General features: G+C 70.7%; 10 protein-coding genes. 5 read left to right on the top strand and 5 right to left on the bottom strand.

The window, feature by feature from the left end; genetic code table 11:
- Window positions 1-48: 48 nt before the first annotated feature.
- Window positions 49-1,113, bottom strand: a complete 1,065-nt coding sequence (locus tag ASG29_RS04145; RefSeq protein ID WP_055980425.1) for a glycosyltransferase family 2 protein — start codon at window positions 1,111-1,113, stop codon at window positions 49-51.
- Window positions 1,110-2,861, bottom strand: a complete 1,752-nt coding sequence (locus ASG29_RS04140) for an ABC transporter ATP-binding protein (RefSeq protein ID WP_162242934.1) — start codon at window positions 2,859-2,861, stop codon at window positions 1,110-1,112. Before ASG29_RS04140 ends, ASG29_RS04145 begins: the two co-directional genes overlap by 4 nt.
- 203 nt (window positions 2,862-3,064) lie before the next feature.
- Here ASG29_RS04140 and ASG29_RS04135 point away from each other — a divergent pair, with 203 nt between their 5' ends.
- From ASG29_RS04135 to ASG29_RS04115, 5 genes are all read left to right on the top strand, one after another.
- The gene (locus ASG29_RS04135; protein ID WP_162242933.1) at window positions 3,065-4,648 is read left to right on the top strand and encodes a glycosyltransferase; all 1,584 of its coding nucleotides are present in this window, start codon (window positions 3,065-3,067) and stop codon (window positions 4,646-4,648) included.
- Between the two features lie 83 nt (window positions 4,649-4,731).
- Window positions 4,732-5,655, top strand: a complete 924-nt coding sequence (locus ASG29_RS04130) for a polysaccharide deacetylase family protein (RefSeq protein WP_235532757.1) — start codon at window positions 4,732-4,734, stop codon at window positions 5,653-5,655.
- Window positions 5,652-6,548 (top strand): glycosyltransferase family 2 protein, encoded by an 897-nt coding sequence (locus ASG29_RS04125; RefSeq protein ID WP_055980415.1) that lies wholly within the window; start codon window positions 5,652-5,654, stop codon window positions 6,546-6,548. The genes ASG29_RS04130 and ASG29_RS04125 overlap by 4 nt, the downstream gene beginning before the upstream one ends.
- Window positions 6,548-7,588, top strand: a complete 1,041-nt coding sequence (locus ASG29_RS04120) for a glycosyltransferase family 2 protein (RefSeq protein ID WP_055980412.1) — start codon at window positions 6,548-6,550, stop codon at window positions 7,586-7,588. The genes ASG29_RS04125 and ASG29_RS04120 overlap by 1 nt, the downstream gene beginning before the upstream one ends.
- A 1-nt stretch (window position 7,589) precedes the next feature.
- A complete protein-coding gene (locus ASG29_RS04115; RefSeq protein WP_162242932.1) occupies window positions 7,590-8,606 on the top strand; it encodes a glycosyltransferase family 2 protein in 1,017 nt (338 codons plus the stop codon).
- On the opposite strand, the gene ASG29_RS04110 is transcribed toward ASG29_RS04115, so the two are convergent.
- The 3 genes from ASG29_RS04110 to ASG29_RS04100 are packed head-to-tail and all read right to left on the bottom strand — an operon-like array spanning window position 8,528 to window position 11,777.
- Complete coding sequence (locus ASG29_RS04110; protein ID WP_055980406.1) at window positions 8,528-9,616, bottom strand: glycosyltransferase family 2 protein; 1,089 nt, start codon at window positions 9,614-9,616, stop codon at window positions 8,528-8,530. The two genes, ASG29_RS04115 and ASG29_RS04110, sit on opposite strands and share 79 nt — an antisense overlap.
- Window positions 9,610-10,740, bottom strand: a complete 1,131-nt coding sequence (locus tag ASG29_RS04105) for a glycosyltransferase family 4 protein (protein ID WP_055980403.1) — start codon at window positions 10,738-10,740, stop codon at window positions 9,610-9,612. Before ASG29_RS04105 ends, ASG29_RS04110 begins: the two co-directional genes overlap by 7 nt.
- Window positions 10,737-11,777, bottom strand: a complete 1,041-nt coding sequence (locus ASG29_RS04100; RefSeq protein ID WP_082515595.1) for an NAD-dependent epimerase/dehydratase family protein — start codon at window positions 11,775-11,777, stop codon at window positions 10,737-10,739. The genes ASG29_RS04105 and ASG29_RS04100 overlap by 4 nt, the downstream gene beginning before the upstream one ends.
- Window positions 11,778-12,208: the final 431 nt, after the last annotated feature.

Here is a 12,208-nt window from a genome sequence, read left to right as displayed (position 1 = left end):
GGGGGGGGGGACGGCCTGCGCCGCCGTTCTGCCCGTCGCGGTCCTGCGTCAGTCGCGATCCTGCCCGAAGCGGTCGAAGGCGGGCGACGCGATCAGGAAACGGTGCGCGACCAGCTCCTCCACGTCGCCCAGCCGGATCGCGGCGGGCGAGGTGATACGGAAAGCGGGCGCCGTGGTCGTGCGGCCGTAGGCGGCATATTCGTCGCTGGTGCGATAGCCGTATCGCCCGCTCGATACCGCATCGGACACCTTCGCCGCGAACGTGTCGACGAACGGATAGTGAAACAGGACGGCGGAAAGGTCCGCGATCCGGCCGCCCGCGACGTGATGCCACTGGACGAAGGTCTTCAGTCCGGACACGTTGCGGAAGAACGATATTTTCGTCAGGCCGTTGTCGCTGCCGAACACCCGCTTGCGCACGCCGTCCCAGTGCATTTCGATCGGCGCGATGTCCGCGAACGGATAGCGTGTCCGGCGGATCGACGCCAAATCGCACAGCGGGAACATCGCGCGCACCGATTCCAGGTCGTCGATGCGGCAGTCGGCCAGCGGCCGGTCGGCGAACATGTCGAGCATCTGCGTCACGACGGCGGTATAGCCGTGGCCGTCGAGATAGCCGATCAACCCGTCCAGCCCGCGCGTGCGCGACGAGGGGAAGTCGAACTGCTCGTCGATGTCGACGAACAGGCACCAGCGGTCCTTGCCGAAGCGATCGACGAGGTAGCGCTTCAACGTATTCTCGTACGCGCGATACGGGGCGGTGGAGGTCAGGAGCGTGACGTCGCCCTCCTGCCGCAGCGCCGCCGGCGTGCCGTCGGTCGATCCGTTGTCCAGGATCACGAAATGGCGGAAGCCCAGGCCGCGATGATGTGCGAGGAACGACCGCAGCCAGGGGCGCCCGTTGCGCACGATGCACAGCACGATCGGGGTCGTGGCGGGCGCGTCGATCGTGCGCGGGCCGCTGTCGTGGCGAACCAGCAGGGGCACGATCGCGCGGCGCAGGCCGAATTGCACCGCATCCAGCTTGTCCCACCGGTCCCTGGCCCGCCGCGCGGTGGCGACGATACCCTGGTCGCGCAACTGGCGCACGCGGCGGCGCAGGTTCGGCCTCATGCGCCCGCCTCCACGGCGAATTCCGCCTCCATCGTGCGGACGAACTGCAACGCGCCCAATTTTCCCGCCTCGACGACGCGGCCGTCGGACAGGACGACGCCGCTCTGACACGCGGCCAGCGTGCTGCGTCGATGGCTGATGACGATCGCGGTGTGGAAGCTGCGATGTTCGCGCAGCAGCCGCATGATGGTCGCCTCCGACAGGCCGTCGACCGCATTGGTCGCCTCGTCCAGGATCAGCAGCGTCGGGCGGCGAAGCAATGCGCGCGCCAGCCCGATGCGCTGCCGCTGCCCGCCCGACAGGCTGAGCCCGCGCATGCCGACATGGGTGTCCAGCCCGAACGGCAGCGCGCGGACGAAATCGTCCGCGTCCGCCAGCCGCGCCGCCTCCATCACCGCGTCGTCGCTCGCGTCTTGCGTTCCGTAGGCGATATTGTCGCGGATCGTCCCGTCGATCAGGTCGATGTCCTGCCCCGCCAGCGCGATGCCGCGGCGCCACCGGTCCAGGTCGATCGCGGACAGGGGGGCGTCGCCGACGCGGATCGTGCCCGTCGTCGGATCGAGCAGGCGGCACAGCAGGTTCACGATCGTGGTCTTGCCCGCGCCGGACCGCCCGATCAGCGCGGTCGTCTCGCCCGCGCGGATGGTGAAGGACGCGCCCTGCAAGGCGGCATGGTCGCGTTCGTTGCCCGGGAAGCGATAGGTGACGTCGGCGAAAACGATATCGGCGGTGCGCAGGTCGGGCACGGGCCCACCCCCCTCGCGGTCGGCGGGCCCCGCCTGCGCCAGCAGCCATTCGACCTCGCGCGTCGCGCCCCGGATCGCGGCGAGCCCGATGCGCGACTGGTTGATCGTCATCAGATGCGGCTGCAACCGGTACAGCAGGACGAGGAACGTCGCCGCGATCGGCAGGTCGATCGCCAGCCGGGTCGACACCATCAGCACCACGACGAACAGCGTGGCGAGCGCCAGTTCGAAGATCGGCCCGACGACCAGGGTGGCGCGCTCGATATCGAACATCGCGCGGCGCACCTCCTCCGACGCATCCACGAAGCGTTCGTGCTCGCGCTTCTCCTGCGCGAAGACGAAGATCATGCGGATGGCGGTGACCATGGTCAGCATCTGCTTGCCCAGCGCGCGATTGCTGGTGCTCACCCGCTCGCTCTTGCGCCGCAGCCGCCGGCCGTAGGCGACGTAGCAGGCGCGGATGATCGTCACGCCCGCCGCGACGATCAGCGTCAGGCGCCATTCCATCAGGAACAACAACGTGCCGAAGATGACGATCGCCGCCGCCGACGTGGCCAGCGCGAAGATCAGGCGGACGCCGTCGCTGGCGCGCCACGCGTCGGTGGCGACGACGTTGACCAGATGCGCGGCATCGTTCCCGACGAAGAAGGGATAGCCCGCGCCCAGCAGCCGCGCCGACAAGGCGGCCCGGATGCGCGCCCCCACGCGCCCCTCGATCGCGGCGACCAGCGTGGCGTTCGCGATCCCCACCGCCGCCTTCAGCGACACCATCAGCAGGATTCCCGCGGCGACGAACGCCAGCCTTCGATCCGGCTCGAACGAGCGGACCAGCTCCACGATCGGCCGGACCAGCGCGGGCGCGGTGTCGGGAAGGGTCTTGGACAGGGTCAGGTAGATGAAGGGAACGAGCAGGCCGATCCCCACGCCTTCGAGCAGGCTGGCGATCACGCCCAGCACCGCCACGATCGGCACCGTCCAGACGAACGGCCGTGCGATCGGCAACAGGGGCCCGGCCGCGTTCCCCGAACCGATCGGAAACAGCAGGTGGGTCAGACGATCGCGCCACGACACTAAACGATACCCCTTCGGCCCTCGGCTATATCCACAACACGTTTACATCTCTACTTTAACGACACGGATCGGCGACGATGTCGGGGGGCGGGATGGATCGCGACGGCAGGGGGCATCGGGACGGCGTCGCGCGCGTGACCATCGCCATCGCCACGTACGACCAGGCGCATTTCCTGGCCGACGCGCTGCGCAGCGCGATGGCGCAGGATCGACCCGCGGACGAGATCATCGTCGTGGACGACGGGTCGCACGACGATCCGGCGTCGGTCGTGCGGGACTTCCCCGGCGTCGTCCTGATCCGGCAGGAGAATCAGGGGCTGGCCGCGGCGCGCAATACCGCGCTGGCCGCGGCCGCGGGGGACGCGATCCTGTTCCTCGACGCCGACGACCTGCTGCTGCCCGCCGCCCTATCCACCGCGCTGGCATGTCGCGCGCGGCATCCGGGCGCGGCGCTGGTCTACGGCGGGCACCGGCGGGTCGACGCGGCGGGCGGCGTGCTGGACGCCGCGAAGTTCACCGCGACCGGGGCGGACCCACATGCCGACCTGCTGCGCGGCAATGCCATCGGCATGCACGCCACCGTCCTGTACAATCGCGCGATGCTGGCGGCGGCGGGCGGGTTCGACCCTGCACTGAAGAAGTGCGAGGATTACGACGTCTACCTTCGGCTCAGCCGGACACATGCGATCGCGCATCACCCCGACATCGTCGCCGATTACCGTATCCACGGCACGAACATGTCCGGAGACAGCCGCGCCATGCTACGCTGGGTCGAGCGCGTCAGGCGGCGATACCGCCCCACCGGCGCGGATCGTGGGCGATGGGACACGGCATGGCGCGAGGGCGGACGGATCTGGCGCGATCATTATGCCGGGGAGATTTTGGCGCGGTCCGGAAACGGGGCCGCGATCGACAGGGGGATCGGGATCATGACGGCGACGGCGATGGCACCGCGGACGGCGGGACGGCGATGGCGCGCGACGCTGCGACGGCGGATCGCCGCCGCATTGACCCCGGAGATGAAGCACCGGTTGAAACGGATCGCGGGCCGCCCGTCGTCGCCGCCGCTGGGGCGGGTGCGGATGGGCGATCTGGACCGGACATCGCCGATCAGCCCGGATTTCGGCTTCGATCGCGGGTCCCCGGTCGATCGCCATTACATCGAACATTTCCTGGCGGGCGCCCGCGCCGACATCCGCGGCCGCGTGCTGGAGATCGGCGACGCGGCGTACAGCCGCCGGTTCGGCAGCGGCATCACGCGGCAGGACGTCCTGCACGTCGACATCGACGCCCCCGGTGCGACGATCGCGGGCGACATGTCGCAGGCGGGCATCCTGCCGCGCGACGCGTTCGACTGCATGATCGTGACGCAGACGCTGCACCTGATATACGACATGCGCGCCGCGCTGCGCCAGATGCACGACGCCCTCGCGCCGGGCGGGACGCTGTTGCTGACCGTGCCGGGGATCACCTCCATCGATCGCGGCGAATGGGGGGATACGTGGTTCTGGTCGTTGACGCGTCAGTCCGTCACGCGATTGATGGCGGAATTCTTCGACCCCGCCGACGTGGAGATCGCGGCGCACGGCAACGTCTACGCCGCCACCTGCTTCATCCAGGGCATGGCGCTGGAGGAGGTGGATCGCGCGAAGCTGGAGCATCGCGATGCGTCCTATCCGGTCGTCGTGACGGTCCGCGCGCGACGCGCCCGGCCCTGATGCCGTCCCGGCTGTCCCGCCGCCTGTCACGCCGGCTGGACCGGTGGGCGGGGCGTTTCCGGCGCGGCGGACCCGCGATCCTGATGTACCATCGCATCGCGGAGCCGCCGGTCGACCCCTGGGGACTGTCGGTGTCCGCGGCCAATTTCGGGTCGCAGATCGACGCGTTGCGGCGGCGACGGCGGCCCATGGCGATGGACGAGTTCGTCGCGCTGCTGATCGCCGGGCGCCTGCCGGGTGATGCGGTGGGGATCACGTTCGACGACGGCTATGTCGACAATCTGCACGTGGCCAAGCCGGTGCTGGAGGCGGCGGGCGTGCCCGCCACGGTGTTCGTCACGAGCGGGTGGATCGGCGCGCGCCGCCTGTTCTGGTGGGACGAACTGGCGCGGCTGATCCTGCTGTCCGCGGCGCCGATCGACACCGACCTTCCCATCGGGGACGAGCGGATCGCCCTGTCCGCCCCCGCACGGGGACCGGACGAGCCACGCCGCGGCTGGCGCGCGTGGGCGCCGCCGGGCACCGACCGCGAGCGATTGTACCACGACCTGTGGCACCGGCTGCACCGGCTGGACGCCGCCGACCGCGACGCCGCGATCGCATCGCTGCGCGACCGGCTGGGCGGCGCGCCCGCGGCGGCGGGCGACCTGCCGATGACGAGGGCGCAGCTGTCGACGCTGCCGTCCGCGTCGATCGCGGTCGGCGGCCACGCGCGGACTCACCAGCCGCTGACCAGCATGTCGATCGCCTGCCAGCGCGCGGAGATCGACGACAGCCGCCGCGTCTGCGCCGAGGCGACGGGGCGCGACATCGACGGCTTCGCCTACCCCCATGGCGACGCCGACGACGACACGCGCGCGGCCGTGCGCGCGGCGGGCTATCGCTGGGCCTGTTCGACGCACAGCGCGACGGTGCCGCGGACCGGCTACGACCTGTTCGACCTGCCGCGCGTCATGGCGGTGGACGAGGACGGCGCGGCGCTGCTCGCCCGATTGCGCGCCGCATGACCGCGGCGCCGCGCGTGTCGGTGGTCGTGCCGCTCTACAACGGCGCGCGCTTCATCGCGGAGACGATCGAGAGCGTCCTGGCGCAGACGTTCGACGATCTGGAACTGGTGATCGTCGACGACGGGTCCGGCGACGGCGGCGACGACATCGCGCGGACATGGGCGCGGGCGCATCCCGACACCGTGCGCGTCATCGCGCATCCCGGGCGCGCCAATCGCGGCGCCGCGGCGTCGCGCAACGTCGGGATCGCGGCGGCGCGCGGCGCCCTGATCGCGTTCATCGACGCCGACGACACCTGGCCGCGCGAGAAGCTGGCGCAGCAGGTCGCGTTGTTCGATGTCCATCCCGCGCTGGGCATGGTCGCGGGCGCGGCGCTGTACTGGAGCTCGTGGGAGGGGGGCGACGACCGGCTGGTACGCGCCGGGCATCGCCGGGACGTGGTGATCCCGCCGGGCGAGGCGATGCTATCCACCTATCCGCTGGGGCGCGCGCAGGCGCCGTGCCCGTCCGCGGTGATGGTCCGCCGCGAGGCGCTGGCGGCGACGGGAGGGTTCGAGGCCGCGTTCACGGGGCCGCTGCAATTGTACGAGGATCAGGCGTTCCTGACCAAATTGTACCTCGACTATCCGGTGTATTTCGACAGCCGGTGCCAGCTGAACTATCGCCAGCACGACGCGTCGTGCGTGGCGCAGACGGTAGGGGACGGGAAATACCTGCCCGTCCGGCGCTATTATCTCGTCTGGCTCACCGGCTATCTGCGCCGGCGGCGGCTGTGGTCGCCCGCGCTGTGGCGCGCGGTGGCGAAGGCGCGGTTCGGCGCGGCGCTTCCCGGGACCGCGCGGCTGCTCGGCCGCCTGCGGGGCCGGGCGCGCCGCGTGATGCAGGGGCGGTGATGGCGCCGGTGACGGTGATCGTCCCGGCCTTCGACGCCGCCGCCACGATCGGGGAGACGCTGGCGTCGGTCTGCGCGCAGACCCATGCGGCGCTTCAGGTGCTGGTCGTGGACGACGGATCGCGCGACGATACCGCCGCGATCGCACGCGCCGTCGCGGCGCGGGATCCGCGCGTGACAGTACTGCGGCGGCCGAACGGCGGCGTCGCGCGGGCGCGCAATGCGGCGCTGGCACTGGCGACGGGCGATTTCGTCGCGCCGCTCGACGCCGACGACCTGTGGCACCCGACGAAGATCGCACGGCAGCTGGCGCGCCTCGACGCGACGCCCGCGGCGGACCTGGTATATTGCTGGTCGGTCGATATCGATGCGGCGGGAATGGTGGTGGAACGGCGGCTGGACGTGCCGCGATACGAAGGCGACGTGATCGCGCCGCTGATCCGCGCCAATTTCATCGACAATTCCAGCACGCCGTTGATCCGTCGCGACGCGCTTCATCGCGCGGGCGGGTGGGACCCGACGCTGCGCGACCGCGGCGCACAGGGGTGCGAGGACTGGCTGCTGTACCTCCGGATCGCGGCGCGGGGCGCGTTTGCGCTCGAACCCGCGTTTCTGGTCGGGTATCGCCAGTCGCCCGCCGCGATGTCGCGCAACGTCGCGGCGATGCGGCGGTCGAGCGAGGTCGTGCTGGCGGAAGGACGGTGCCGCCATCCCGCCCTGCCCGATCGCCTCTTTCGCTGGGCGCGGGCGGCGTTCGGCCATTACGTCGCCGACATGCTGGCGGCGGACGGCCGCCCCGTTCGCGCTGCGACGGCGCGCGCGGGTGCGATCGCGCGCGACCCGGCATGGCTGGCCAGCCGCACCGCCCGCCGACGGCTGCGGCGCCGGCTGGCACCGGCGACGGCGGTCGATGCGCCTGCGGCGTTGTCGTTCGGCGACCTGGCGCCCGATCCCACGTTCTTCTTCGCGCCCGATCCATGGAGCGCGCATCGCGACGCCCGGCTGCATGCGATGCGCGTGCACGATCGCGGACGGCGCTGACGTGCCGCAGGTGTCCGTCATCATCCCCGCCTTCGATGCGGAAGCGACGATCGACGCGACGCTCGCGTCCGCGACGGCGCAGAGCGTGCGCGATATCGAGATCGTGGTGGTGGCCGACGGCTGCACCGACGCGACGGTGGCGCGGGTCGAGCGATGGACCCGGACCGATCCGCGCGTGCGCTTGATCGAACAGGCCAATGCCGGGGTCGCGGTGGCGCGCAACACGGGCATCGCCGCCGCGACCGGCGCGTTCGTCGCCCCGCTCGACGCCGACGACCTGTGGCATCCGCGCAAGCTGGAATGGCAGCTGGAACGGTTCGGGGATCCCGGCGTCGGGCTCGTCTACGGCTGGTATCGCCCGATCGACGAGCAGGCGCGCGTGTGCGCGACCGCGGCGACGCCCGCGATCGAGGGGCGGGTGCTGCACCGGCATCTGCACTGGAACTTCGTCGGCAACGGGTCGACGCCGCTGATCCGCCGCGCCGCGCTCGACGGCATCGCCTACGACCCCGCGCTCCGCGCGGCGCGCGCGGGCGGGTGCGAGGACTATCTGCTGCAATTGCAGGTCGCGCGGCGATGGCGGTTCGGCTGCGTGCCCGCTTATCTGACCGGATACCGGCAGCGCGCGGGCGCGATGTCGGGGGACCGGGGCACGATGATGCGGTCGCATGTCGCGGCGTTGCGGACGATCCGTCCGTCGTTGCCACCGTCCGCGCGCCGCGTGTGCGACGCCGGGATCGCGCGGTTCGCCCTGCTGTCCGCCAGCGCCGCGCTGGGCAGGCGGCAGGTCGCGCCCGCCGCCGCGGCGCTGGCGCAGGCACTGCGGCACGACGTCGCGGCGACCGGAGCGGCGCTGACGGAGCAGGTCGCCACCATCCGCCGCGCCCGTGCGTCGCGCGGTGCGGCCGCGGCCACGCCCGGCGCCCGCTTCGACGACCTTCAGGCGGGCGATCCGCCCTCGACCTGGACCCCGTCCGCGACGCTGGCGGCGCTGGCGCGGCTGGATGCGGAGGACTGAGCGTCCAGCACTTCCAGCGGGCGCAGCCGGCGCAGCCGCGCGGGCGGCAGGGGAAAGCCGATCGGCGCGAAGGGATCGGCGAGCGGGAAGGCGGCGCCGGGCGGCGCGGCGGCGGTCGCCCCGCGCGCGCGCATCAATGTCCATTGTCGCCGCACATGCGCCGCCGCCGCGCGCGGGTCGCGCGCGAACGCCACCGCCAGCGCGCGCGCGGCGGGCACGACGCGCCCGCGCCGGACGTGGTGGCGCGCCAGCTCGACGCCGAATTCCGCCAGCCGCGTCGCCGCGATCCGGCGCACCGCCACCCCCTCGCCCGCGGTCACGCGATCGAGCACCAGCATGTGCGACCGGATCATCCGCGCGACATTGCCCGCCATCGACCCCGCCACCTTCCGATACCCGGTCAGGAAGGCGGGCACGCACGCGAACGACCCGCGCCGCGCCAGCAGGAGTTGCATCAGGTAATCCTCGCAGCCCTGCGCATCCGCCGCGCGCAGCGCCGGATCGTAGCCGAACGCGCGCAACGCATCGGCGCGGACCAGCGGCGTGCTGCCGTTCGAGATGAAGTTCCAGTCCAGGTGGCGATGGAACGCGGTGCCCTCCACCACCGGCATCGCGGCCGCGCCCGACACGCGATCCGCGCCGTCGATCGGAACGAACCAATTGTACACGAGCACCGTGTCGTCGCCCGTCGCGGCGAAGCGGGCGAGTTGCAGTTCGATCTTGCGCGGGTCCCACAGGTCGTCGGCGTCGAGCGGCGCGATGAACGCGCCCCTGGCCATCGCGATGGCGCGGTTGCGGGCCGCGGCGACGCCGCCGTTGGCACCGCGGATCAGCGCGATGCGCGGGTCGCGTGCCGCCGCCGCCGCCACGATCGCGGTGCCGTCGTCGGTCGAACCGTCGTCGACGACGATGATCTCGAGTTCGGCATGTGTCTGCGCCTGCGCCGATCGAAGCGTGCGCGCGATCGTGCCCGCCGCCTCGAACATCGGGACGACGACGCTGACTAGCATCGCCGCGCGGTGTCGGGACGGATCGTCGCCATCGCGCCTTCCAGCTGCGCGCCCCACGCTTCCCAGTTCAGCCGCTGCTCGAACGCGGTGCGCGCCGCCGCCTGCATGTCGCGATAGCGCGCCGGGTCCCGCCACACCGACAGGATCGCCGCCGCATAGTCCGCCGCCCCGCCGTCCGGGGGCAGGAGCAGGCCGTTGACGCCGTCGCGGACGATCTCCCCCACCCCGCCGGTATCGGCGGCGACCGACGGCAGGGAGAAGGCGCACGCCTCGCAATAGACCAGGCCGAACGCCTCCTGCCGGCTGGGCATCAGGAAGAAGTGGCTGTCGTCGAACAGCCGTTCGAACGCCTGCGCCTGCGCGGGTTCGGACTTGCTCAGGATGCCGTGGACGGTCACGCCGGGCATCCCGCGCGCCTCGTCCGGCGTGCAGCCGACGATGTGGAATTGCGCGTCGGGGACCGCGGCGCGGACGCGCGCGAACGTCGCCAGCGCCAGCGGCCCGCCCTTGCGGACCCAGTCGAACCCGGCGAACAGGAACCGCAGGGGACCATCGGTCGTGCGCGGTGCGCGTGCCGGGGGCGCGAGGTCGAAATTCGCGCCGAGCGGCGCGATCGTGAACCGCGTCACGTCGTGGCCGTAGAAGGAGGCGGCCGATTCGGCGGCCCAGCGCGACGCCACGAGCAGGCCGTGGCTTTCGTTCACCAGCCGCTGCTGGATCGCGCCGCCCAGCCGCAGCGTGCGGGGACGGATCCTGTGGTGGCTGGGATAATAGCGCACGATGGTATCGAACATCGCATCCGTGACATGGACGACCGGATAGCGACCCAGCAGCGGCACGACCTTGTGCGGGGCGCCGATCGACACGACCACGTCGGGGCGGATGCGGTCGACCATCGGCGCCAGCCCGGCGGCGAGCACGCGCAGGACCGCAGGCTCGCGCGTCAGGTTCCAGCGGCGCTGCGTCACCACGGTCGACCGGCGCAGGAATTCGTCGACGCGCGGCGTGTCGACGACGTGGACGTCGTCGAACCGGCGCATGATCTCGCGCAGCGCGTAATAGGGGATCCCGCTCCAGGACGAGCGCCGGTACGGGCTGCCTTGCGAAACGACGGCGACCCTCATGCGCGGGCGGCGATCGCCTGGCCGGCGGCATCGTCGTCGTCGTCCACGAACACCGGCTCCGGCGGGCGCGGCGCTTCGTCCACCATCGCCAGTTGGCCGCGGAACCAGTCCATCGTGCGGCGGATGCCCTCCTCGTACGGTGTGTCCGCCCGCCACCCGGGAAGGACGGCGTTGCACAGGGTCAGATCGGGCCGCCGGTTGGTCGGGTCCTGCGGTACCGGCGGCATGAAACGGATCGTGCTGCCCGGCACCAGCCCGGCGATGAAGCGCGCGATGTCCAGCACCGGTACCTCGCGGTCGTTCCCGATGTTCAGCGGGCCGGGATAGGCGATCTCGTCACGCCAGAAATACCGGCTCAGCGCCTCGACGATGTCGTCGACGAAACCGAAGCTGCGCGACTGCATCCCGTCGCCGTAGACCGTCAGCACGCCGTCCCCCAGCGCCTGCCCGATGAAGTTCGACACCGCGCGCCCGTCGTCGATGCGGGTGCGCGGGCCGTAGACGTTGAACAGGCGGATGATCCGCGTATCGATCCCGTGGATGCGCCGCGTCTCGAACAGCAGGCTTTCGGTGCAGCGCTTGCTCTCGTCGTAGCTGGAACGCGGGCCGGTGCAGTCGACCGATCCGCGATAGCTTTCCGGCTGCGGCGAAATCAGCGGGTCGCCGTAAACCTCCGACGTGGACGCGAAGGAGAAGCGGCCGCCCGGCTTCAGCTTGCCGAGCAGGTTGATCCCGCCCTGCACGTTCGCGGTGATCGTCCGCACCGGCTCGCGCATGTACCACGGCGGCGATGCCGGGGAGGCGAAGTGGATGATCTCGTCGAACCGTTCCGCGGTCGAGAACGTCTCCACGTCGGCCACGACGAGGTGGACGCGTGGATCGGTGATATGTGCCAGGTTGGATCGCAACCCGGTCCACAGGTTGTCGACCACCACGATGCGGTCGACCCCCTGTCGCAGGAGCAGTCGATCGATCAGATGCGAGCCGAGAAAGCCACAGCCCCCCGCGACCAATACGGATGAAGCACCGTCTGCCATAATATCCCCCCGCCCACGTCGGCATGGTATGACTCAAGCGATGCTAGGGAATACTTAATTTATGGATTTGGGCCGATTTTGGCACGATATTGTAAGAATTTACGCAAAAAGTCGCGATATAACGGTCGTCGCGGATGCGGATAGCGTGAGTCCAGCCGCAGCTTTATCGGACCGGTGCCGTCGCGGCTATTTCCAGATATCGACTATCTAGCCATCACGACAATCATTCCGATCCGGCCCGACAAAAACTTGACCGACGATTCTTCCGCTTTGCCTGGTCCGGACTTCACGGATGAACCTGTATTTTCTATCCGCAAGAAAAGTTCGACGCGGCGATTCCATCGCCGGTCGTGCCCCGTCCGATGACATCGGAGGAACGACCGTTAGCGCTGTCGATGAAGGACGGACGATACGCTCGACGGCGCGTCCTG

This window comes from Sphingomonas sp. Leaf412 (genome assembly GCF_001425405.1).
In the GTDB taxonomy this organism is placed as follows: Bacteria; Pseudomonadota; Alphaproteobacteria; order Sphingomonadales; family Sphingomonadaceae; genus Sphingomonas.
The sequence above is the reverse complement of the archived record's forward strand: the minus strand, read 5'-3'. Positions and strand labels throughout refer to the sequence as shown.

Bases quoted from the DNA above. Each gene is read 5' to 3' on its own strand.
- ASG29_RS04130 (WP_235532757.1), top strand. From the start codon at position 4,732: ATGTACCATCGCATCGCGGAGCCGCCGGTCGACCCCTGGGGACTGTCG.
- ASG29_RS04125 (WP_055980415.1), top strand. From the start codon at position 5,652: ATGACCGCGGCGCCGCGCGTGTCGGTGGTCGTGCCGCTCTACAACGGC.
- ASG29_RS04145 (WP_055980425.1), bottom strand. From the start codon at position 1,113: ATGAGGCCGAACCTGCGCCGCCGCGTGCGCCAGTTGCGCGACCAGGGT.
- ASG29_RS04105 (WP_055980403.1), bottom strand. From the start codon at position 10,740: ATGAGGGTCGCCGTCGTTTCGCAAGGCAGCCCGTACCGGCGCTCGTCC.
- ASG29_RS04110 (WP_055980406.1), bottom strand. From the start codon at position 9,616: ATGCTAGTCAGCGTCGTCGTCCCGATGTTCGAGGCGGCGGGCACGATC.
- ASG29_RS04100 (WP_082515595.1), bottom strand. From the start codon at position 11,777: ATGGCAGACGGTGCTTCATCCGTATTGGTCGCGGGGGGCTGTGGCTTT.
- ASG29_RS04120 (WP_055980412.1), top strand. From the start codon at position 6,548: ATGGCGCCGGTGACGGTGATCGTCCCGGCCTTCGACGCCGCCGCCACG.